Source organism: Mycobacterium sp. pV006 (genome assembly GCF_041287115.1).
Lineage (GTDB): Bacteria > Actinomycetota > Actinomycetes > Mycobacteriales > Mycobacteriaceae > Mycobacterium.
Map to the genome: position 1 here is coordinate 1 of NZ_JBGGKT010000027.1, position 21,378 is coordinate 21,378.

At 64.1% G+C, this 21,378-nt stretch carries 19 protein-coding genes and 1 pseudogene; 9 read left to right on the top strand and 11 right to left on the bottom strand.

Annotated elements, in window-relative coordinates; translation table 11 throughout:
* Both ACAG25_RS23910 and ripB read left to right on the top strand, forming a co-directional pair.
* A pseudogene (locus tag ACAG25_RS23910) lies at positions 1 to 205 on the top strand (hypothetical protein); the annotation flags it as partial.
* A gap of 364 nt (positions 206 to 569) precedes the next feature.
* Positions 570 to 1,316, top strand: coding sequence for an NlpC/P60 family peptidoglycan endopeptidase RipB (gene ripB, locus ACAG25_RS23915; protein WP_073683288.1), 747 nt, complete (start codon positions 570 to 572; stop codon positions 1,314 to 1,316).
* 62 nt (positions 1,317 to 1,378) lie between these two features.
* Here the strand turns inward: ripB and ACAG25_RS23920 are convergent, their stop codons facing one another.
* The 6 genes from ACAG25_RS23920 to ACAG25_RS23945 form a co-directional block, all read right to left on the bottom strand.
* Positions 1,379 to 1,993, bottom strand: a complete 615-nt coding sequence (locus ACAG25_RS23920; protein WP_073683289.1) for a response regulator transcription factor — start codon at positions 1,991 to 1,993, stop codon at positions 1,379 to 1,381.
* Positions 1,994 to 2,235: 242 nt separating this feature from the next.
* The gene (locus ACAG25_RS23925; protein WP_011856854.1) at positions 2,236 to 3,501 is read right to left on the bottom strand and encodes an MFS transporter; all 1,266 of its coding nucleotides are present in this window, start codon (positions 3,499 to 3,501) and stop codon (positions 2,236 to 2,238) included.
* Positions 3,498 to 4,616 carry a PLP-dependent cysteine synthase family protein gene (locus tag ACAG25_RS23930; RefSeq protein WP_073683290.1) on the bottom strand — a complete coding sequence of 373 codons (1,119 nt, stop codon included), beginning with the start codon at positions 4,614 to 4,616 and terminating at the stop codon, positions 3,498 to 3,500. Before ACAG25_RS23930 ends, ACAG25_RS23925 begins: the two co-directional genes overlap by 4 nt.
* Before the next feature lie 102 nt (positions 4,617 to 4,718).
* The gene (locus ACAG25_RS23935) at positions 4,719 to 5,135 is read right to left on the bottom strand and encodes a hypothetical protein (protein WP_073683291.1); all 417 of its coding nucleotides are present in this window, start codon (positions 5,133 to 5,135) and stop codon (positions 4,719 to 4,721) included.
* A gap of 333 nt (positions 5,136 to 5,468) precedes the next feature.
* Positions 5,469 to 6,389, bottom strand: coding sequence for a M56 family metallopeptidase (locus ACAG25_RS23940; protein WP_073683292.1), 921 nt, complete (start codon positions 6,387 to 6,389; stop codon positions 5,469 to 5,471).
* Positions 6,389 to 6,751, bottom strand: a complete 363-nt coding sequence (locus ACAG25_RS23945) for a BlaI/MecI/CopY family transcriptional regulator (protein ID WP_024444607.1) — start codon at positions 6,749 to 6,751, stop codon at positions 6,389 to 6,391. Before ACAG25_RS23945 ends, ACAG25_RS23940 begins: the two co-directional genes overlap by 1 nt.
* A gap of 340 nt (positions 6,752 to 7,091) precedes the next feature.
* Here ACAG25_RS23945 and ripA point away from each other — a divergent pair, with 340 nt between their 5' ends.
* Positions 7,092 to 8,495, top strand: coding sequence for an NlpC/P60 family peptidoglycan endopeptidase RipA (gene ripA / locus ACAG25_RS23950; protein WP_370490971.1), 1,404 nt, complete (start codon positions 7,092 to 7,094; stop codon positions 8,493 to 8,495).
* On the opposite strand, the gene ACAG25_RS23955 is transcribed toward ripA, so the two are convergent.
* Positions 8,473 to 8,727, bottom strand: coding sequence for a hypothetical protein (locus ACAG25_RS23955; RefSeq protein ID WP_234880203.1), 255 nt, complete (start codon positions 8,725 to 8,727; stop codon positions 8,473 to 8,475). The two genes, ripA and ACAG25_RS23955, sit on opposite strands and share 23 nt — an antisense overlap.
* A gap of 135 nt (positions 8,728 to 8,862) precedes the next feature.
* Between ACAG25_RS23955 and ACAG25_RS23960 the strand changes: the two genes are divergently transcribed.
* Together ACAG25_RS23960 and ACAG25_RS23965 are read left to right on the top strand one after the other, a co-directional pair.
* The gene (locus tag ACAG25_RS23960; protein WP_067952909.1) at positions 8,863 to 9,609 is read left to right on the top strand and encodes a response regulator transcription factor; all 747 of its coding nucleotides are present in this window, start codon (positions 8,863 to 8,865) and stop codon (positions 9,607 to 9,609) included.
* Positions 9,606 to 10,790 (top strand): cell wall metabolism sensor histidine kinase WalK, encoded by a 1,185-nt coding sequence (locus ACAG25_RS23965; RefSeq protein WP_073683294.1) that lies wholly within the window; start codon positions 9,606 to 9,608, stop codon positions 10,788 to 10,790. The genes ACAG25_RS23960 and ACAG25_RS23965 overlap by 4 nt, the downstream gene beginning before the upstream one ends.
* Before the next feature lie 17 nt (positions 10,791 to 10,807).
* Here the strand turns inward: ACAG25_RS23965 and ACAG25_RS23970 are convergent, their stop codons facing one another.
* Complete coding sequence (locus ACAG25_RS23970; protein ID WP_073683356.1) at positions 10,808 to 11,503, bottom strand: DUF305 domain-containing protein; 696 nt, start codon at positions 11,501 to 11,503, stop codon at positions 10,808 to 10,810.
* Between the two features lie 236 nt (positions 11,504 to 11,739).
* Between ACAG25_RS23970 and ACAG25_RS23975 the strand changes: the two genes are divergently transcribed.
* Entirely contained in the window at positions 11,740 to 12,585 is an 846-nt protein-coding gene (locus ACAG25_RS23975) for a F510_1955 family glycosylhydrolase (protein WP_073683295.1), read from the top strand.
* Between the two features lie 56 nt (positions 12,586 to 12,641).
* Entirely contained in the window at positions 12,642 to 13,439 is a 798-nt protein-coding gene (locus tag ACAG25_RS23980; protein WP_370490972.1) for an alpha/beta fold hydrolase, read from the top strand.
* 20 nt (positions 13,440 to 13,459) lie between these two features.
* Here the strand turns inward: ACAG25_RS23980 and ripC are convergent, their stop codons facing one another.
* The 3 genes from ripC to ACAG25_RS23995 all read right to left on the bottom strand — a co-directional run bounded on the left by ripC (position 13,460) and on the right by ACAG25_RS23995 (position 16,499).
* Entirely contained in the window at positions 13,460 to 14,551 is a 1,092-nt protein-coding gene (gene ripC, locus ACAG25_RS23985) for a peptidoglycan hydrolase RipC (RefSeq protein ID WP_142240026.1), read from the bottom strand.
* 667 nt (positions 14,552 to 15,218) lie between these two features.
* Positions 15,219 to 15,704, bottom strand: coding sequence for a hypothetical protein (locus ACAG25_RS23990; RefSeq protein WP_255729081.1), 486 nt, complete (start codon positions 15,702 to 15,704; stop codon positions 15,219 to 15,221).
* Between the two features lie 324 nt (positions 15,705 to 16,028).
* The gene (locus ACAG25_RS23995) at positions 16,029 to 16,499 is read right to left on the bottom strand and encodes a hypothetical protein (RefSeq protein WP_073683298.1); all 471 of its coding nucleotides are present in this window, start codon (positions 16,497 to 16,499) and stop codon (positions 16,029 to 16,031) included.
* A 1,281-nt stretch (positions 16,500 to 17,780) separates the two neighbouring features.
* Between ACAG25_RS23995 and ACAG25_RS24000 the strand changes: the two genes are divergently transcribed.
* Together ACAG25_RS24000 and ACAG25_RS24005 are read left to right on the top strand one after the other, a co-directional pair.
* Positions 17,781 to 19,649, top strand: coding sequence for an ATP-dependent endonuclease (locus ACAG25_RS24000; protein ID WP_134055722.1), 1,869 nt, complete (start codon positions 17,781 to 17,783; stop codon positions 19,647 to 19,649).
* On the top strand, positions 19,621 to 21,132 hold the full coding sequence (locus tag ACAG25_RS24005; RefSeq protein ID WP_239341924.1) for a UvrD-helicase domain-containing protein: 1,512 nt from the start codon (positions 19,621 to 19,623) through the stop codon (positions 21,130 to 21,132). The genes ACAG25_RS24000 and ACAG25_RS24005 overlap by 29 nt, the downstream gene beginning before the upstream one ends.
* The last annotated feature ends 246 nt before the right edge of the window (positions 21,133 to 21,378 follow it).

Consider the following 21,378-nt stretch of genomic DNA (forward strand, 5'->3'; position numbering starts at 1 on the left):
TGACCTTCAATCACTCGGCTGCGACACGCCGGTACCGCTGATCAGGTCCGACTCGTACACCACCTTGGTGGACGCAACCAACACCCGACGCGGCGACATCGTTGAGGTCATCAACACCACCGGCCCCACGCTGTCGGGGACAGACGGTTTAGGTGACTGGAACATCCCTTGGGATCAGTGGAAAGCCGGCAACGCCAACCTCTGAAACACAGAGCAGAAGCGGAGACTCACAACCGCCGCCTCCCAGTCACCTCGTGGCACCAGTTACGCGTGTCAGCAGGACGTCTCGCATCCACCGAACCGGGTTGCGAACTGCCGAGCGTCACCCGAGCATCGCGCGCCGTGGGGCCCACGCAGCACACCCATTCGCAAAAGCCATTAGCAATTCCAGCCGCCGAAATTCCAGCACTGTAATTATGTTGCGGGTGTTACTGATGAGGCATATGTGAGTTAGGCTGATCTACGTATTCGCTACGTACATCGTTGCTGCACAGTACGGAACGCTCTGCTTCGCCTTTTTTGGCGAAACCAATCACCGGCGCTCCGACAGCCGAAAGAAAGAACGCCATATGGAACCGATGGCCCGATGCGCCCGCCCGGAGGAAGGCCGCGTATCTGCGTCCGGCTTTCGCCTGACTGGGGTGATCGTTGCCGTCGTCGCGACGGTACTTTTGGCGTGCACCCCAGCAGCCTCCGCCGAGCCGACAGGCGGTCCGTGGGATCCACTCCTGCCCAAGATCCCCAGTGCGGGAGCGCCCGGCGATCCGGTTGCCATCGCCAACGCGTCCTTGCAGGCGACGGCCGTTGCCACCCAGACTGCGATGGATTTGGGGCGTAGCTTCCTGGGCAGTCTCGGACTCGTCAGTCCCGCGGCAAGCCCCCAAACGAGCGTCCGCGGCAACCGTCTCTACGGTGCCCAGGCGATCGAATACGTTATCCGCAGGGCAGGAACGCAGATCGGCGTTCCCTACTCCTGGGGAGGGGGCAGCCTCACCGGCCCTAGTCGCGGTGTCGACCAAGGCGCAGGCACCGTCGGTTTCGACTGCTCAGGACTGACACGATTCGCCTTCGCCGGCGTCGGAGTACTGTTGCCGCGATGGTCCGGCGACCAGTACAACGCTGGCCGCAAGGTACCTCCCGCGCAAGCTAAACGCGGTGACCTCCTGTTCTGGGGGCCCGGCGGAAGCCAACACGAAGCGATCTACCTCGGCGGCGGAAAAATGATCGAGGCGCAACAAACCGGCGTTCCCATCAAGATTTCACCGGTGCGTACCGCCGGGATGACACCCTACGTCATACGGATTATCGAGACCTGACCCCGAACGCTTCCGCCAACAGCTTCCTCCCGCCAAAAGCCTTGTCCGCACCGGGTAACGGTTCAGCCGGCCAGACAGTAGCCGATGCCGCGGACCGTCCGGACATAGCGCGGACAAGACGGGGCGTCACCGAGCTTGCGACGTAGATTGCCGATGTGCACGCCCAGTGCCGACCGCCCGCCGGGCTGCGTCGCCCCCCAAAGGACTTCCTGAAGTCGTCGGCACGTCACGGGCTCCCCTGGATCATCGGACAAAACCCGAAGGATCGCGAACTCCGTTCGAGTCAGCGATATGACGTTGCCGCGCTGATAGACCCGCCGGACCCCCACGTCGATCACCAGATCGTCGACGTGGCGTCGCTGGGCGCCGCCGTCCTCGCTGCGTTGGTGAGAATGCCTGAGTGTCTGCCGTATTCGCGTGTTGAGTATGTCGCGGGAGCCGATGGGAACCACTCCGACGCGCGATATCAGTGGCGCCATCTCTGTGTCGGCGAGCGCGACGACGCCGCAATGGGCGGCCTGGCGAACACGGTCAAGGACGACGGCGCCGTGCGCGGATGATCCCAGGCACACCACCACCACGTCGGGGTCATCGTCGCGCACCGCGGTGAGCGCTGCAGCATCTGAGCGTGCGACGTCGACGGCGAACTCTTCGGCGCGCAGGGTGCCGGCCAACATGTCGGCGTAGATGCGCCGAGGTTCAACCAGCAGAACGCGAATGCGCCCAGCAGCTATCGCCGGAGAGGCAACGCTGCCCGAAGCGGGGTGCGGCTCGATGGTCGTGGCAGTCTCCTTGCCAGCGTGGGCCATTCACGGCGTGAAGGTGTCCGCGCGGATGCTGGAACCAGCATATCGCCATCTACGTAGCTACTACGTAGATGGCGATATGGGGTGTCGGGCATGTTCGCGTCTTCGGGTGTTCAGCGGGGGGTTTGCGCGCCAGAGGATGTCAGCTGTTCGGGTTGAAGTCGGCCCCGTCGGTCCAGCCGGAACAAGGCCGCTGCGGAGGCCAGCCCGATTGCCGACAGCAGAACCCACAGCAGCCAGGGTTGCCCGAGATCTCGGGCGGCCTGCATCAGCGAGCCGGTGGCCAGATTGCCAACAAGAATGCCGACTCCGACGATGGTGTTGTAGAAGCCGTAGTGCGTTCCGATGAGACGGTTGTTGGCCAATGAGACGACGGTGTCCATCTCGAACGGGAAGACGGCCGCCGACCCGACCGCCAGCACCGCCGTGGCGACGAGTAGCGCGGTCGCGGCGGCGACTCTGCCTGCCCTGGTGTCATCGGGCAGCACGATCAGCGGCAAAAACGACGCCGCGAGGATCAGCATGCCGATCACCAGAGAGCGGCCGGCGCCCCAGCGGTGGGCGAACCATCGTGTGATCCGCATCTGGCCGAGGACAGCAACCAGACCCGAGACCACGAAGATCATGGCGGTGACAACGGAATCGTTGCGCGGAAACAGGTCTCGCGCCTGAAGCGGCAATGCCAGATAGACCTGGAATGACAAAACATACGACCCGATCATGGCCGCCGCGAAGAGCAGAAAGGAGCGGTTGGCCGCTACTGTTCGCCAGTCCTGCAGCACCGATGTCTTCTCATCAGGTGTCCCCGCGGCGCGGTGGGGCAATGCTAAGAGTTGGGCCACGGTTAGCGCTGCGAACACGACCGCTGCGGCGGCAGCTGTCATTCGGAAATCGACGAACATCAAGGCCAGCCCGACAAGGGGTCCGGCCAGAATGCCCGCCTGATAGAACACGTTGAACACCGCGAAGGCTTCCACGCGCCGTGGGCCCGCATCGGCCGCCAGATAGGCGCGCACCGCAGGATTGAACAGGGCGCCGGCGAAGCCGGTTGCTGCCGAGGCGATCAAAACCGCCGGCAGCGATTCAGCGAAGACGAGCAGGCCGAATCCTGCTGTCCGGAGGACACATCCGCAGACGATGAGCGGTTTGTAGCCCAGCCGGTCTGCCAGAGTGCCGCCGATGAGAAACATGCCTTGCTGGGAGAAGTTACGCACACCCAGCACCAGGCCGATGGCCCACGCGGCCAGCCCCAACGGGCCGGCGAGGTAGCCGGCCAGGTAAGGCATGAGCATGTAAAAGCCCAGGTTGATGCCGAATTGGTTGATCATCAGCATCCGACTCGGCCAACCAAAGCTGCGGAAGGCTGACAGCAGGGTCATCGTGACTGCACCTCGGTGGGGTCGACAACGGTGGTGCATCGCGTCCACGCCGTGACTGTCTGGGTCATCGGGTCCTCAATGGTGGCGGGATGCCTCGGGGGCGCTGCGTCGAGCAGGCCGTGGGCGCGGCAGTAGTCGTCGTTGTAGATGGTGTCGAAGTAGCGTTGCGGGCCGTCCGGGAAGATCGCTGCGACAGTGGCTCCGGCAGGGCTATTGCGTGCGACCCAGCCTGCAACTAGGGCGACCGCACCGACGCTCCAGCCGCCACTGGCGTAGTGGGTGGCCGCCAGGGTGCGGCATGCCCACACCGACTCCGCGGGGGCAACCCAATGCACTTCGTTGAACGCTTGGTAGTCGACGTTGCCGGGATAGATGCTCGATCCCAGGCCTCGCATGAGCCGAGAAGCCGCGGGCTGGCCGAAGATCGTCGAGCCCACCGTGTCGACGCCGATCAGCCGCAGCTGCGGGTTAAATTCTCGGAGGACGCGTGCGACGCCGGCCGAGTGGCCTCCGGTGCCCACCGAGCACACCAGGACATCAACGGCGCCGAGTTGTTCGTTCAGTTCCAACGCGAGCCCGCGGTAGGCCTCGACGTTATCGGGGTTGCTGTATTGATCGGGATGCCACGCGCGCGGGTCGGTGGCCAAGATCTTCTGCACGCGGTCACGGCGAGCCTGCTGCCAGCCTCCCTGTGGGTGCGGTTCAGTGACCAATTCGATGTCGGCGCCGAATGCGGCGAGCATATTCTGAATGATCGGCTCCATCCCGGGGTCGGTGACCAAGGTGACGGGGTGCCCGTAGACCGTTCCGGCTAGTGCGAGACCCAATCCCAGCGTCCCGCTGGTGGATTCAACGATGCGGGCGCCGGGGGTAAGTGCCCCGCGGGAGCGGGCGCGTTCGACCATGTGTAGCGCGGGTCGGTCTTTCATTCCTCCCGGGTTGAAGCCTTCGAGTTTGGCCCAAAAGCCCCGCTCTTCTGACGTGAACGGTGCGCCGATTCTCAAGACAGGGGTCTGGCCGACCATGGTGGCCGGCCGCTCGTTGCGGCCGCGTTGTGGCTGTGCCGATCGGGTGTGGGAAGTGCGTGCATGGCGGATTGGCAGGGCAGGATTCATCGATGAATGTCGCTTCTGTGAGGCCGCGACGAAGCACGGCGACTGACGGCAGGTAGCGGTCACCGGCCACCGTCGAAGACGACGGGGCCTGACGCTAGCCGATCAGCGGCGCGCGATACACAGGTGGGCGAGCACGTCGCGGCCGGTGCGCAGGGCGCGGGCGTTCCGTGGTGGACCGCGGATAGGCGCCTTCGCCGCCTGGCACCACAGCAGCGGAAGTACAGCCACGACGAGGCCCAACGCGAGCGCGATCAGGGAGACCGTTCCCCGCGGCAGGATCGCTTCGGCCAGGGTGTCGGGCGTGCACTCGGCGTCGGGTTGGGAGAGGTGGGGGTGGTCGAGCTCGACAGACATCGGCGCGCCGACCGCACTGGCGGCCAGGGTGTGCGGTCCGTGCGTAGGTGCCGCATTCACGCCGGGCAGTGCCCACTCGGCTCCGACGATGACGGTCCAGAACGCGATCAACGCCGCGACGATGGCGCGGCGGCGTTGCCCAGAGTTCGCGTCGAAGTACTTCACGATGTTGCCGACTGTAGCAGCGGATCGGCGAATTCAGGCTCGGCCCCCTAGCCGATGCCGGGTTGTGATCAGAGCGCGACCGCCGTTGCGCCGAGCCATCCGGCCGTTCCGTCGCACGATCGACTTCGCCCGATGCCCTTGCGAAAACGCCCTTTTGGAGGTTCCGCGAAGGAGATACAACAGATCGTTGCGCTGCTTGTACCGCAGATCATCTACGGTTTTACTACGTAGATAATTTGCGCTCTATCGGCCCGCGCGCCAAGCGGTGTTTCCTTTGCTGGCGGCCTACGCGCATTGGCTCCACCTGCGGAACGTGCGGCGGGCGTTGAGGCGCTAGTGGTGGCAGAGCACCTGGATGAGGGCGGGTGTGGCGAGCATGGCGGTGATCGCGGCTGCCAGGCAGATGCGGTGGCGCCATCGCACGTGCCGGCGTGTGGGGGTGAGCAGGCGCTGCGCTCGCGCGATGACCGCTGTTCCCGCCGCGGCGAGGCCTTCCCGTGCAGGCGGGTGTTCTCCGGCCAGAGCAGATAATCCAGCCAACAGCGGATGCGTGCCGACGCGGCGCACGGCGGTGTCGTCAGCGCACATCTCCAGCAGTTCACCCACACGATGAGGGGCCGTCGCGAAAAGCGGAAGCCGCGGCAGTGTGCCCCCCAAAGCGCGGAGCGCCATGAGGATGTGGTGGTGGCGCCCTGAGATGTGCGCGTTTTCATGCGCCAGAACCGCTTTGAGCTGTGATCGGTTCAACGACTTCATCGCCGCGGAGGTGACGATGATGGCGTTCGGGCGTCCGACCACGCAGTAGGCAGCAGGCCGGTCGGCCTCCACGACCACCACATTGGGATGGTCGGTGGGTCGGCCGACGATCCGCGCGGCACGCGCGTGCTCGTGACTTCGCGCCCGCAGCCGCGACAAGCAGCGACCGATCCGCATTACGACGAACCCTGACGTCAGGGTTCCTACCGCGATGAGAACAACGGAACCGATTCGTCCGGCCATGGGGGTGTGCTCGGAGAAGCCAAACAGCTCCAGGCACAGCGTCACGACCGCGCCCGTACGAATACTGTCCGTCGTTGCGCCGATGACCATGATCAGCGCGACGAGCCACGCCGTCAGCGTCGCGGCGACGGTGGCCAGCCAGGCGGCCACTCCCATATGGGGGCTGATGCCGTGACGGGTCATCCGCCTCAGGACCGGTGGCGCCCACCAGGCCAGCGCGCTGCCGTAGAGGAGCAGCCACAGCGCGGCGGTCATCACCGACGCCCCTTGCGCAGAGCCGCCTTCAATTGAGCGGACTGCTCGGCGTTCATCTGCTCAACAAAGAACGCCAGCACCGCATCTGTATCCCCGCCGGCGTCGAACGCGGCCTTCATCAAACGCGCGGAACGCTCCTCGCGGCTCATGGACGCCTGATACACGTACGCTTTCCCATCGCGCTGACGTTGCAACCAGCGCTTGCGGTACAGGTTGTCCATCGTCGACATCACGGTGGTGTACGCGATCTGCCGCCGTTGAGAGATCTCGTCGAAAACCTCACGCACCGTGACAGGCTCGGCGTAATCCCACACGCAATCCATGACCACCGCTTCGAGGTCGCCGAATCCTCGCTGTTCCATTTGCGCCTCTCCCGCTCTCCGCGACGAGCTGGCCTCCTCGCGCCCCGAGCTCTTCAGCCCCCAATGTAGCCGCCGAGCTGGGAAAAGCCGCGATACGCCTCACCTCGACCGCATAGGGCCAGCATCTGCACTACCGGCCGCGGCGCGTGAAACTAGCGCCCGTGGCGCACAGTCGTAACCGACCTGAGACTGTGACAGACGTTCCTCCTGATACCAAAGTGATGTACGTTCCGTCTACGTACTATCGTGCTACGTACTTAGCTCGGTAGTAGGAGCGCCGCGGGTGCCGTTCGGCTTCGATGCGCGGCTCGACAACGCTCACCCCAGCTGAGGAGATTCGATGCGGCGCCTCACTTCTTTTCTGAGTCTCTTCGCATTAATGCCGGCACTGGTGCTCAGCGCCCCGGGTACCGCTGTTGCCGGGCATGACGGCAGCCCCGACCGCGACGACGTTCCCTCATTGGTTGCGGCGGTCGCCGAAGCGAACCAGCGGATGGCCGACGTCGGTAGCGACATCCAGATCAAGCAAGAGGGCGTCAACCGTGCCCTGGTCGAAATCGCGGCCACTCGCGACACCCTCGCGCAGGCCCGACGCGACGTTGTTGCCAGCGACCAAGCCCTTACCGCCAGCCAACACGCGATCGAGGCCGCACAACACCGTTTTGACCGCTTCGCCGCGTCGACCTATATGAACGGGCCGTCGGGTGCGTTGCCGCTGGCACAAAGTCCCGAGGAGATCCTGGCCGGGGCCTCGACCCAGCAGACCCTCACCATCAGCTTCCAGCGGGTCCACGACGACCTCTTGCGTCGGCAGACCGATCAGGCCAACAAGCTTTCTGCTGCGACGGCAGCGCGGGCGCGCGCCGAGAGCGCCGCCGCAGACGCCCAACGCCGGCAAGACGACGCGGTAGCCGCACTCCGGGACGCCCAGCAGACGTTTACCGCACAGCGACGCGAGGTCGAACGGCTCGCTACCGAACGCGACTCCGCTCAAGCTCGACTGGAAGCTGCCCGACCGGTGGCGGCGACAGCCGCCGCGCCCAGTGCGGCGCAACCCGGCACTGTGCCGGTATCCGGCGCTCCCTGGGACCGCGGCACCACGTCGCCGGGGGGCGCCACCGAGGGGGGCCTGTGGGACACCACGCTGCCGATGGTGCCCAGCGCTAACGTGGCCGGCGACCCGGTGGCCATCATCAATGCCGTCCTCAAGATCATGGCGACCTCGGCGCAGCTGACGGCCGACATGGGCCGCAAGTTCCTCACCAAACTCGGCATTCTGTCTCCAGTCACCGCCGCCGCAGATCCCGGCATCACCAACGGACGCATCCCCCGCCTCTACGGCCGCCAGGCCTCAGAGTTCGTGATTCGCCGCGCCATGTCACAACTGGGCGTGCCTTACTCCTGGGGCGGCGGCAACGCCAACGGCCCGTCACGAGGCATCGACCAGGGCGCCAACACCGTGGGTTTCGACTGTTCGGGCCTGATGCTGTATGCCTTCGCCGGCGTCGGCATCAAACTCGACCACTACTCCGGGTCGCAATACAACGCAGGCCGCAAGATCCCCTCGTCACAGATGCGACGCGGTGACCTCATCTTTTACGGCCCCAACGCCAGCCAGCACGAAGCGATGTATCTGGGCGACGGCATGATGATCGAAGCCCCCTACACCGGGTCGGTCGTCAAGATCTCGCCCGTGCGCACCTCCGGCATGACGCCCTCCGTCACCCGCTTGATCGAATATTGACGTCGCCGCGATGCCGCGCAGGTGGACCGGTCAGTGCGCCGCGGTGCGGCCCCTGCGAATCGGCCTCCTCGGGCACGTCAGGCCGCCCCGAACGACGCGGCCAGCGAGAGGCGTTAAATAGCGCCGTCGCGCCGGCGATCGCAGCCGCCCACAGCACCACGACCACGGCACACAGGATCAGCCACGCTTGCCACCCGAGACTGTTCGGGCACACGTCCATCAGCCAACGCATGTCAGGCCCTCCTCACAGTGAGCCTCACCCCACCGCAGGAGGAAAACGGTATGAGTCGTGTGAAGATCTGCTGAAGATCGAGCCGCCCGGTCAGCCATACCTGGTTACGGGCGCACCAGCAGGCACCATATGGACATGCAGCACCACCACCTGGGCGCGCCTGAGAGCGCGAAGGGATACCGCGCGCTGGTCGTCGACGACGAACTCCCCCTGGCCGAAGTGGTGGCCAGCTATCTCGAACGCGAGCAGTTCGAAGCCGTCGTCGCCGGCAACGGTGTCGACGCAATCGCCGTCGCACGCGACCTGGATCCCGATGTCGTCATCCTTGACCTCGGCCTACCCGGCATCGACGGACTCGAGGTCTGCCGGCAATTGCGGACCTTCTCCGACGCCTACGTCGTCATGCTCACCGCCCGTGACACCGAACTGGATACCGTGCTCGGCCTCACCGTCGGCGCCGACGACTACATCACTAAACCCTTCAGTCCCCGCGAGCTGGTCGCGCGCATCCGCGCCATGCTGCGGCGACCCCGCATCCTGCAAACAGCCGCCGCACCCGCCGAACGAGAGACAGCCCCGCCGCGCCGCTTCGGCGCACTGAGCATCAACGTCGCCGCCCGCGAGGTACATATCGACGACGAACTAATCCTGTTGACCCGCACCGAATTCGACATTCTCGAAGCCCTGTCCGCGCGGCCAGGAATCGTGCTGAGCCGCCGACAACTTCTCGAAATAATCCGCGACGAACCCTGGGTCGGCAACGAACACCTCGTCGACGTCCACATCGGACACTTACGACGCAAACTCGGCGACGACGCCGCACGCCCCCGCTACATCGCCACGGTTCGAGGTGTCGGATACCGGATGGGAACCGGACAGTGACTCCCCCACCTACGTCGACCCCTCGCCGGCGTCGACGGCCGGGCCGTCCCGGTATCGGCCTGCGACTCCTGGCGGCCCAAGCCATCGTGCTGGCGGCCGGAGCGGCGACGACCGCGGTGGTCGCTGCCGTGGTCGGCCCACCGCTGTTCCGCGAACACCTCCACCGTGCCGGTGTCCCGATGGACTCCCTGGAAGAAGTCCACGCCGAAGAGGCCTACGGCTACGCAACGGTGATCTCCATCGGAGGCGCTTTAGCGGTGTCAGCACTGGCCGCCCTCGCGGTCAGCTTCTACGTCAGTCGACGCCTCCAACGGTCCATCACCGAAGTCGCCGCCGCGGCCACCGATGTCGCTGAAGGGAACTACGACATCCGCGTGTCACCGCCGCGCCTCGGCGATGACTTCGACGCCCTCGCAACCGCATTCAACCAAATGGCCTCCCGGCTTCAAGCCGTCGATTCGACACGACAGCAACTGTTCGGAGACCTCGCGCACGAGATCCGCACACCCGTGGCAGTACTCGAGGCCTACATCGAGGCACTCGAAGACGGCGTGCGCTCCCTGACACCCCAGACAGCAGCCATGCTGCGCGACCAAACCCGTCGGCTGGTGCGATTCTCCGATGACGTCGCCGCGCTGGCGAAGGCCGAGGAAAGTGCGGTGTCTATGTCCTACGCCTCCCTCGACGTGGACCGCCTAACCCGCCAGTGCGTCGCAGCAGCACAAGAACGCTATAACGCCAAGGGGGTCGGACTGCACGTACACCTCCCGCAACCGCTACCGCCGCTTTGGGCCGACGAACAACGACTGTCTCAAGTGTTGGGGAACCTGCTGGAGAATGCGCTACGGCACACACCGCCCGGCGGGTCGGTACACCTTCACTGTCTTCGTGACGGCGACCAGGTAAAAATCGCTGTCGCTGACACCGGAGAAGGGATCACCGCCGAGCACGTCACCCGAGTGTTCGAACGGTTCTACCGGGCAGACACCGCCCGCGACCGCGAGCATGGCGGCGCCGGTATCGGGCTCGCCATAGCCAAAGCGCTCATCGAAGCGCACGGCGGATCGATCTCGGTAGCCAGTGCTGGACCCGGCGCCGGCGCAACATTCACCATCGCCCTGCCCATCACCCCGATACGCAGCGAACACCACCCTGCGACGGCTGACTCAGCGCGTCGCTGACTAGTGCCCTCTCCGCGCTACTTGTCCAACATTCCCTGCATCGTGTCGATCTCTGCTTGCTGCGAAGACACGATATTGCGCGCCATCTCGACTGCCGCCGGGAACTGGCCGTTGTCAACTTCCTGCTGCGCCATCATGATCGCGCCCTTGTGATGCTCGATCATCTGGGTCAAGAAGAGTCGGCTAGCCTCGGCGCCCTGCGCGTTCTGCAGTGCAGCCATATCGGCTTCCGACATCATGCCCATACCGCCGCCGCTCATACCCGGCATATCACCCATGTCTTCGCTGGGCATTTGATGGCCAGGCATGTCATGACCGGGCATTGCGGCGGTGCTGGGGGCCGTCGTCGACGAGGACACTCCCCAGTCCTGCAGCCAGCCCTGCATCTGTTCAATCTCAGGACCCTGAGCGTTCTTGATCTCGTTGGCGAGTGACACTACTTCAGGATCAACTCCCTGCTTGCCGAGCAGCATGTCGCTCATCTCGATCGCCTGCTGATGATGAGGGATCATGCCCTGAGCGAACGTCACATCAGCATCGTTATGGGCAGCGTCACTGCTCGCAGCACTGGGCGAAGCCGACGCCGACGCTGCTGCCGAGGTGGTGCTCGACGACGATGACTGAGACTCGTTCGTTGCATTCGAACAGCCGCTGACAAACAGGGCCGACGCCGCAAGCGCCGCAAGCCCGAATCCAAAACGCTTGTGCTGCATCGCACATCCTTCCTCGAACATCTTCGTGACACCATGCGTCCACACGGCAAGCCCTTGCGCCGCCGCACCCCAGCCTCAGCAATCCGAGTATGGGTCGGTTCGTGATCCGATGAAGATTTGATGAAGACGACTCCCCCGGTCTGTCACTCGCGGTCGCGCCACCCGAGGCGCAGCCACCTCACGCACCGCCCACCTACTATTGAACTACGTAGATCTCGTGACCGGAAGGTGTCCGTGTGCTGATCCGCAACCTTTTCGCCATCGCCCTGACCGGGGCTCTGGCCGCGGCCTGTTCGTCGAACGCCCCTGAAAGCCCGCCACCCGCCGTCGTGCCGGGCATGGTGCACATCCACGGCCTCGGCATCAACCCATCTGACGACAAGCTCTACGTCGCAACTCATTACGGCCTCTACACCGTTGAGCAAGATCAGGCGCCACAACGAGTCGGTGAGCTCTCGCAGGACTTCATGGGCTTCACCGTCGCCGGCCCCGACGAATTCCTGGCTAGCGGCCACCCCGACCCCGCCGATCGCCAACAACCGCCCCACCTCGGCCTGATCAAAAGCAGCGACGCCGGCCAGTCCTGGGAACCTCTGTCATTGCACGGTAGCGCCGACTTCCACGCGCTCAAATACCGCCACGGACGGGTCTACGGTCACGACAGTCAATCCGGCACCGTGATGGTTAGTTTTGATCAGCGGTCCTGGCAACAGCGCGCAGAAGTCCCCGCCGTCGACCTCGCAATATCACCGGATGCCCCGGATGAGATCCTCGCGACAGCACGCCAAGGGCTGCTCCGAAGCACCGACGGGGCGAGGACGTTCAGCGCAGTCACCGGTGCGCCGGCACTGCTGTTCATCAGCTGGCCCGACCGCGGTCCCCTGCTCGGCGCCGACCTCGAAGGACGGCTGTACACCAGCGCCGACGACGGGCAGACCTGGCAGCCGGGCCACTCGCTCAACAACAAACCCCAGGCCCTGCTCGCCGCGGGCAACGGTCAGGTCTACATCGCCACTGATACCGCCATCTACACCTCAACCGACAACGGTGCCACGGTGAACGTCCTCACCGCTGTGGAATAGACGGCTGGCACCCGAAACCCCACGCAATACCGCACCAACGCATCTGAGGAGCCGCAATGCCGGATGACCACCTTCTCATCACCGATGGCGCCACCATCGCCTACCAGCTCAGCGGCCCACCCAATACGGTGCCAGTCGGCTATGGGCACGGCGTGCTCATGAGCCGGCAGATCGTGCGCGGCCTGGGCATCTTCGACATCGACACTATCGCCGAGGGCCGCCGTCTAATCACCTACGACCAACGCGGACACGGCGCATCACGGGGCCGCCCAGAACCCGAGGACTATCGCTTCGAGCAGGCAGCCAACGATCTTCTGCGCGTCCTGGACGCGGCCGGCCTCGATGAACCCATCGATTTCGCCGGATCCTCGCTCGGAGCCGCTGCAGCACTGCACGCCGCCCTCAATGCTCCTCGCCGATTCAGGCGGCTGGCACTGGTGATCCCTCCCGTAGCCTGGGAAACAGGGCCCGATCAACTGCGCCAGTGGTACTTCGACACCGCCGACCTCATCGACTCCATTGGAACAACCGCTTGGCGACAACAATGGGCCGAAGCTCCCCCACTGCCGATCTTCGCCAACTACCGGCACGGCAAATTCGAACCCGGCGTCGACGACGATGTGGTCTCCGCCGCGCTGCGCGGAGTCGGCTCCTCCGATCTACCCGACCCCAATCGGCTGACCTCCATCCGCCAGCCCACCTTGGTGCTGGCCTGGGACACCGACCCCTTGCATCCCATCTCCACCGCGGAGCGCCTCGCTGAGCTGATCCCCGACTCGACGCTGCACGTCGCTCACACCATCGACGAGATCCGCGAGTGGACGGAAATCACCAGCCGTTTCTTCAACGATTGACGCAGCGCCGCGGCGGCGGCCTAGTACCGCCGCACGTTGTGAATCGGTGCCGACGAGATCGGCGCGACTTTCACTGGCGTTCCGTAGGTCGACGCGTGCACCATCAACCCGTCGCCGATGTAGATCCCCGCGTGAGACACGTCAGCATAGAAGGTCACGATGTCGCCGGGCTGAACGTCTGAAAGCGCCACCGGCTGCCCGCCCTGAGCGAGCGCCTGACTCGACCGAGGCAACGACTTGCCGTTCTGCAGAAACGCCCACTTAATCAGCCCAGAGCAGTCGAACGCATCCGGACCGGTGGCTCCCCACGAATAAGGCGACCCCACCCGTGTCAGCGCCGCCTGGACCACCGCAACACCGTTCCCCGAGGAGGCCCCGCCCGCCGGGCCCGGCATAGCAACGATGCTCGGATCGCTCACCGGCGGAGTCGACGGCAAAGGAGGCGGCGCGGGGCCAGGGTCAGCCAGAATCGCTCGCTGATCAGGCGTCAAAGAGTCGTAGCGGGCTTGCACAGCAGCAATCTGTTCCGCCATCCGACGCTGTTTGGCCTCCAGGTCGGTCCGCACTGCCGCCGCCTCATCGGCCGCACTCCGTGCTTGGGCTGCCGACTTCGCAGACCGCTCTGCAGTTGCCGCGGCCCGCGCACTGGCCGACCGGAACGCAGCCATCTGCACAGTCAGCTCCGACGCAACCGTCTTCTGGACTGCCAGCTGATCGATCAGATCCTGAGGGGACGTCGCCGTCAACGCCGCCGCCAAGGTATCCGTGCGCCCACCCATGTAGGCAGCCGCGGCCAACCTGTCGACAGCAGCCTGATACCTCACCAGATCGGCCGCCGCTGCATCCGCGGCCATGCGATCCGAAACCGCCCCCTTCTCCGCAACCTGCTGCGCTGCGAGCTTCTCGTCAAGGTCGATCTGCGCCGTGTGAATCTGCTCGGTGGTCTGCTCCGCCAGACGCGACAATTCAGTCAGTTCGGCAAGCGCATCAGCCGCCGGATCAGCGCGCACATCGGTTGCCAAAAGCGCAGCAAAAACGCCGAAAGCCACCAAAATGCAGACGAACCGTCTACCCAACGCGCGCGGCAGGACCGCAAGCACAGATGAAGTCACAACAGCGAAAACCTTCGGCAAAGTAAGCAAGTACGTACTAGATACGTAGGTCACGGTTAGGTTACGAGGCCAGGCAGCCGCTGTCCAGCCGGGCCTTGCGAAACAACCGGTCCATCCACTGAGGCCGGAACGGGCCCTGAAATCCGGTGACCTGTGTCCTCGCCACTCGAAGCGAACCGCCCGGCATCCCCGAATAGCACGGCGTGGCACCCGATACAGGGCGATGAGGAGGACACGGCGGCAGGTGCTACCAGCGCGCAGAACAATGCGATCGCACCCCGACCTCCTCGCCGACACCATGCAGCGCGGCAAGGCCACTCTTGCTTACCTCAGGCTTTCTGCCCCCCGCGTCGGTCAGTTCTTCAAGCTTGCGCGCTTGAGCAACACGCCGCGCGTCGATCTCAACGGCCACGGCACGGCGAAACGATCGGGCGGCACCGCATCTGCCGGGCCCGCACCGCCCGAGTTTCTGCTCTGCTCGTGTTGTTCGACGCCAACACGGTGCGACGTCACGCGACGCGGTACTCGTGCAGCGCGGCTAAGCGCCCGCGCGCGACACCACCGCCGCACACCCTTCCAGCTCGGCACTGCGACACCGCGCGCCAGACCATCCAGCTCGCCGCACCCGCTCCCACGCGCACCGGCTCCAGGGGGGCCCTGACGTATGTCACCACAGCGTGGCCTGATCACCGAGCAGCGCCGCGTCCCCACCATGGCGCACCGCCTCCCGCAGCGTCGCCGACCGTTCCCGTCGAATACCGCGACCGTCGAGGCGTCGCAACGCATATCGGCCGCCGCCGCGACGCATCCGCGCCATCCGCTCAATGTTGTCACCCTGCGGGCCGGACCGACGTGCTGATGGGGTTTTGTTGCCGCCGAGATCTTGACGCACACGGTTGTCGCATTCGTGGAGCCCGAGCACCCCAGCGGCCACTACACCGGACACGATCGCCAACGCGTAGCGGTGCGGGCGAACGCACAATCCTGAACGCTCGCGGGTCAGGTAGAGCTGACCGTAGCCATCGGCGCCGATCGCGCTGGTCCAGATGTTGCAATCCGAAGCCGTTGGGCCGCAGACGACATGGCTGTGAAAGCGCGTGATCTCGGCAGCGTGCACACGCTGATCAACAACAAGCTGTCCCGCGCTTCTCATGGCCGTTGAACCTATCCGCCGGCACTGACATTCAGCGCGGCCACCGCGGCCCGTTCCACCGGTGCCGTAACCCTGCTCCCGGGTGCCCCTTTACCGCTGCGCAGCCCCTGCCACGTCGAGCGCTCCCCACCGCGCTGGGCAGACCTGGTGTAGTCGGACGCACAGGCCGGTTCGCAGCACCAGGGGCGCGACCGGCGTGTGCGTCAGCGGGCCGACCGGCGTAACGGCGCACCTCCATGATGGCCCACGCACCCGCCGACCCACGCACCCCGGCCGTGCACATCGTCGTGCACCACCGGCCTCGTTGCACCGTTGCGCAGTGCGTCACGCCGAGGCTGCATCCGCCGGAGGCTGGTCAGCGTGGGGGTCAACCCCCTGAGCGGTCGGGCCGGACAATGCCTCCAGACCTAGTGCATGCGAACCATTCCCGGCAGTCCGCTTCTCGCATTTCGGAGCATGCCGTGCCATGGTGCGGACGATCCCGATTCCGACGTCGGTCCGTGCGGCGATGGTCGTCAGCGTCTCACCACGGCCCTGCATACGTGCGACCGCCGCGCCGGCCTTGGCCCGATGGCCAGCCACCCGCTTGGCCGCTTCTGCGTCGACCTGCGCGCGCAGCTGGGCCAGGCGCTCCCTCTTCCAACTTTCGACTTCGGCGACCTTGCCGACCGCGACGAGAAAGTCCGCGGCGTCATCGATGTTCGCCTTATCCCGCGCGGCGCGTTCCTCGTTGGCGCGTCGGGTCGCTTCGCGTGCCCGGCGCCGGGCTTCCACCTTGGACGTTGCTGCTGTCATAGTCGCCGACAGTAGAAGGTCCACCGGCGAGCGGACCACCACCGCAGCCACATTCGCCTCTCACCAATTTTTTCGCCTTCACCGCATCCGTCTACCACCACTCACCTCACCACGCCCACAGCCCGCGTCACTCACCACCGAGCACCGCCCACCCAGCTCCCTGCCCCATGACCCCCTTCCGTCGCCCCACCACAGACCACACACCTCTTGCACTCAGGGCCCCTCGAAGTCTCTTTTCGACGGACGAAAAGAAGTGAGAGCCGCGGAGCTGCTCGACAACAGATCACTTACACGGGCTACGGACAGCCCGGCCGCCGGTTCGCGCGGGGGATGGGTCCACGCCGGGATCTGCCAGGAGGAGCGTCACGGCGCCTCTGCAAACAGAAGCTCGCAGCCTCAACCAGCGGTGTATGCGCGCGAGGATCGCGAGCGTCATTCGGGGTGGTGATCTTGCGTTGTGGAGTCGGCTGGGCCGGTCGATGGAAGACCGTCGAGGTAGGCGTCTATGCACTGCTGCAACGCCATCAACGACGCAGGAATGGCTTCCTCGGCATCGATATCGTCGACTTCGACGTGCGACCCATCGCGAGGAAGATCCCCCACGCTGAGTTCTATGTTGATCCAAAAGCGATGCAGCGCTTCAGCGTGGCTATCGCGCCGACAAACAACTCGACCCCAGGATCGAGGTCCGGATCGATCAGGTACTTGACGAGTTCGTGGGTGAGCGAGTGTCGGTGCGCGTAGATGTGGTCAAGGCGGTCGGCCTGATTTTTGTGATGGCGTCGCTTTGAACAAGCCAGAGCAGTGACGCTCGAAACTTCCTCTTTGGCGCCAGCGACAACACTTGCTGCTCGTACCGCTGCTGTTCTTGAGTCGCGACCGTCACCCCAGAACGCAGTTCGGGGCAGTAGAACTCTCGAACTTTGTCCAGCACCGAGTGCTGGATCATCGCATGAGTGACTTGGTACAAACCGGCGAACGCCCAAGGTGCTGCGAATGGATGTCTGACTGCAGTTTCGCCTTTAGTCGGCGCTCGTATTCGACCGGATCGTCTTGAAAACTCACTCGTCTAGTTTGACGTGGATTCACCTACCATCCGCAACGCCCGCTGTCTCATTTCTAGAGATGCGAGACTTTCTCGGGGCGCCCCATCCCGTCTCAAAACCGCCGGTCGAGCCGTATCGTTTCCCGTCTCATGCGGCGTGTCTTGCTTCTATATAGCGCAACCCGTTTGCCGAAGCGATTAGTTTGGACTCGGTCCAAGGGGTGGAGGGGTCGCGCATGAGAATTCGACGCGTCGATATTCAAAATTTCCGCGGTATCAAGTTTGCGTCGTGGCGACTACCTAAAGAGCGTAGTTTCCTCGCTCTCATTGGCCCCGGCGACTCAACCAAGACGACGCTCCTGACGGCTATCGAGCGAACACTTCACGACCGGGCGGGTATGACGTTCGTCGACACGGACTTCTACGGCGCGAAGGTCGATGAGCCCATTCGGATCCGGGTGGCGGTGGCCGATCTGCCAGACCAGCTCATCACGATGGACACTTTTGGCACCTTCCTCTCTGGGATCGACGACGCGGGTGAGTGGTCGCACGACCCGACCAGCGAGTCCGAACGGTGCGTGATCGTGGAACTGCTCGTCGAGGCTGATCTTGAGCCAGTGTGGCAGTCCTACCGTCCGCCATTGGGCGGGCCAGACGTCCAAGAGGATGATCCGCATCCGGTGCGCTCGGCGCAACGCGCTCGGATAACTGCGTACCGCATCGACGACCGTATCGACGCGCACCTTCGTTGGTCGTCGTCATCGTCGCTGGGGAAGCTCACTTCTAAGCGCGGCAACACCAAGGCGACCTTGACTGCTGCAAACCGGGCTGCGCGGGACGCAGCCTCGGCTGCCGTCACAGATGACCTTAAAGTTCTTGCACGTGAGGTACAGGAAGCAGTGCACACCATCGGGACCGCCAGGTTCGATGATTTGAAGCCTGGACTTGATGTATCGCTGTCCAATACGCGTGGCAACCTTGCTCTGTTCGAGGGGGACGTACCACTCACCAATTTCGGACTGGGTACCCGCCGGCTAACGGGTGCTGCGACCCAACAACTCGCCAACGGAGGCTCCGCCACTCTGCTGGTCGACGAGGTGGAATACGGCCTAGAACCACACCGCCTGGTTCATCTACTTTCTTATTTAAAAAACAAAGACGCGTTTTCGCAGGTCTTCATCACCACCCATTCGCCGACCGCGTTGCGCCATCTCGAACCGGACGACCTGGCGATGGTTCGCGCGACAGCGGCTGGGACCACTTACGTTCGATCACTTGGCGATCCCCCCAGTTTGCGGCCGTTGCTCAAGACCAGCCCTGAAGCGTTTCTGTCACGGCGGATCGTGATCAATGAAGGCAAGACCGAGTACGGGGTCGTACTTCGACTCCTGCAGAAGTGGGACGACCGCCTGGAACAGGCCGTCCCCTCGGCCGCCCTAGGGGTCGTGGCGTTGGAGGGCAACGGCGGAACCGGTTCATGCAAGTGGGCGAAGGAGTTCCTCAGTGTCGGATATGAAGTCGTGCTGTTCATCGATAGCGACGATTCAAACGCGAACGCGTTAGTGTCTGACGTGCAAACACTCGGCGGAGTGGTGGTGCAGTGGCCCGACGGCGCGTGCATCGAATCAGCCGTCTGCGCGCAACTCGATGAGACGGGCCTCAACGGCTACATCGCTGCGGCACTCGAGGTCGCCGAGGACGCAGATGCCGCGAAGCAGTCGTTTAGCGACAACCTGCGCACGTACGCCGTTGTCAATTCCGTTACACCTCAAGGTGTCGAGCTTCTGGATATAAACACCTGGACAGCCGCAGGCATCGACCTGGACGCCTGCCGGTCAGCGATCGCTCTAGTGTCGAAGTCCAAAAGCTGGTTCAAGCGCGTCGACAAGGGCCAACGCCTAGGCACCTTCATCCTTGAAACCCCTTCTTTGCAGACGGGCAAGTTCAAGGCAACAATCGACCAACTCCGCGCTGCGATCTACGCAGAGTCGCTCGCCGGTCAGGCGCTCACCCAACCCCTCGATGACGACCATGCACAGTCGGAGACACGGGAGAGGCAGCCAGGTACCCACCCAGGTGCCGTATCCGGACCTGCCCATGCCTGAAGAGGTATCAACTGAATTGGCGACGGATGCAGCATCATTCGCGATGAGTCTGCCAGCCTCCGTCGAAATGCCGGCAGGCGCTGGGAAGACCCATCTGTTGGCTGCGACAACCAAGCACATCATTGATTGTGGCGGTCGCGCTTTAGTGTTAACCCACACCAACGCAGGCGTGCATGCCATCAATGCACGCCTCAAGAGATTCGGCATCACCAAGGGAGTGCAGGTCTCGACCATCGCCTCCTTCGCGTTCCGCCTCGCACGGGCCTACCCTCAGTTGGGTGGCCTGCGGGTCCCCAAATTGATGGTCCCAGCCCAGGCCCAGTATTACGTCAGCGCAGCCATCAAAGTCGCACAGAGCAGACACATCCATGCAGTGCTGCGTGCATCGTTCACTCATCTGCTGGTAGACGAGTATCAGGACTGCAGCGAGACGCAGCACGCGTTCGTATTGGCTCTTCGTGCAGCTATCCCAGCAGCCGGAGTACTTGGCGACCCATTGCAGGCCATCTTCGGCTTCAATGAACGCCTCGCCGACTGGCCGACCGTACAGACACAATTCCCATCACACCCTACGACGATCAAGCCCCACAGATGGTCCGGCCACAACGAGGCGCTTGGCAAATGGTTGTTGGAGATTCGTCCACGCATGGTCCCCGGCCACGTTGTGAGGTGGACCAACGTTGCTCTACCGGAGGGTGTGACGTTTCAGAACATCTCTGACGACCCCACGGGCGTTACGGAAGCAGCCTTGGCGACCCGCCCCGCGAACGAGACCGTGCTCATCATCGCTCCCCGTGCCAACACTGCGCGAACGATCGCAGGAGACCTTCGAGGGATATTTACCGTGATGGAGGAAATGGCCGGGAAGTACATGGCGCAGCGCCTAGAAAACCTAGCGACGATGAGCCCAATCGATTACCCGCTCTGGCTATTCGATCTGACCAAATCATGCCACTGCAACCACGGCGTCCTCGACACACAGACCCTGCGCAAACGCTACGCGAACGGGAAGTCCGCGGGCGATCTGCTCAAGGGCGGTGCTGGCGGTAGAGCCGGCGCCGAACCTGCTATCCGCGCCTTCGATTCGATCGTATCGAACCCAACCCTAGGGACTCTGGCGGCTGCAATGAGCGTCGTTCCCACATCACCAGTGCTACGACTGCATTCACACGAAGCGTGGTACGACATTCAGGCATCGATCCGTGGAGCCATAGCTCATGGAGATGACCCCGGGGTGCTGCTCGAAGAGCTTGCGAAGGTCCGTGAAGTGCTCAGGCACGCTGGGAGACGCGAACGAAGGCGCATCATCTCCCGCACCCTCTTGGTGAAGGGGCTGGAATACGATCACGTCATCATCGCGAACGTCAATGAGCATGCCAGCATCAACGATCTGTACGTGGCGTTGTCGCGCGCCAGAAAGACAATCAAAATCCTGGGAGTCAGCGACAGCCTGCAGCTGCACCAATCACCCAACGGCCGCTAAAGGCCCACGAAGCCGGCGACCGCTCCAAATCAACAGAGCTCCCGGCGCGCCGCCCGGCAGTCTCAGCAGGTTCTATCGAGACACTTCGATCCGCTCGCCGGGCGCTGCACCCAGTGTCAGGGGTCGGAGGGGTTCACTGTGCGCGGCACGAAGCCTGACGACCGAAGGTGAACCGCCCTGGTTCTACTGGAGGCTCGATCTATTGGATTGCGACCAGTGGTTGGTCGCTCCGTGGGGCATCGTAGA

Excerpts from the sequence above, each read along its gene's own strand:
- ACAG25_RS23940 (WP_073683292.1), bottom strand. The coding sequence starts at position 6,389 with ATGACCGCCGCGCTGTGGCTGCTCCTCTACGGCAGCGCGCTGGCCTGG.
- ACAG25_RS23960 (WP_067952909.1), top strand. The coding sequence starts at position 8,863 with ATGCAGCACCACCACCTGGGCGCGCCTGAGAGCGCGAAGGGATACCGC.
- ACAG25_RS23995 (WP_073683298.1), bottom strand. The coding sequence starts at position 16,499 with ATGACAGCAGCAACGTCCAAGGTGGAAGCCCGGCGCCGGGCACGCGAA.
- ACAG25_RS24000 (WP_134055722.1), top strand. The coding sequence starts at position 17,781 with ATGAGAATTCGACGCGTCGATATTCAAAATTTCCGCGGTATCAAGTTT.
- ACAG25_RS23970 (WP_073683356.1), bottom strand. The coding sequence starts at position 11,503 with ATGCAGCACAAGCGTTTTGGATTCGGGCTTGCGGCGCTTGCGGCGTCG.
- ACAG25_RS23955 (WP_234880203.1), bottom strand. The coding sequence starts at position 8,727 with ATGCGTTGGCTGATGGACGTGTGCCCGAACAGTCTCGGGTGGCAAGCG.
- ripA (WP_370490971.1), top strand. The coding sequence starts at position 7,092 with ATGCGGCGCCTCACTTCTTTTCTGAGTCTCTTCGCATTAATGCCGGCA.
- ACAG25_RS23920 (WP_073683289.1), bottom strand. The coding sequence starts at position 1,993 with ATGTTGGCCGGCACCCTGCGCGCCGAAGAGTTCGCCGTCGACGTCGCA.
- ACAG25_RS23945 (WP_024444607.1), bottom strand. The coding sequence starts at position 6,751 with ATGGAACAGCGAGGATTCGGCGACCTCGAAGCGGTGGTCATGGATTGC.
- ACAG25_RS23990 (WP_255729081.1), bottom strand. The coding sequence starts at position 15,704 with ATGAGAAGCGCGGGACAGCTTGTTGTTGATCAGCGTGTGCACGCTGCC.
- ACAG25_RS23925 (WP_011856854.1), bottom strand. The coding sequence starts at position 3,501 with ATGACCCTGCTGTCAGCCTTCCGCAGCTTTGGTTGGCCGAGTCGGATG.
- ACAG25_RS23930 (WP_073683290.1), bottom strand. The coding sequence starts at position 4,616 with ATGAATCCTGCCCTGCCAATCCGCCATGCACGCACTTCCCACACCCGA.
- ACAG25_RS23980 (WP_370490972.1), top strand. The coding sequence starts at position 12,642 with ATGCCGGATGACCACCTTCTCATCACCGATGGCGCCACCATCGCCTAC.
- ripB (WP_073683288.1), top strand. The coding sequence starts at position 570 with ATGGAACCGATGGCCCGATGCGCCCGCCCGGAGGAAGGCCGCGTATCT.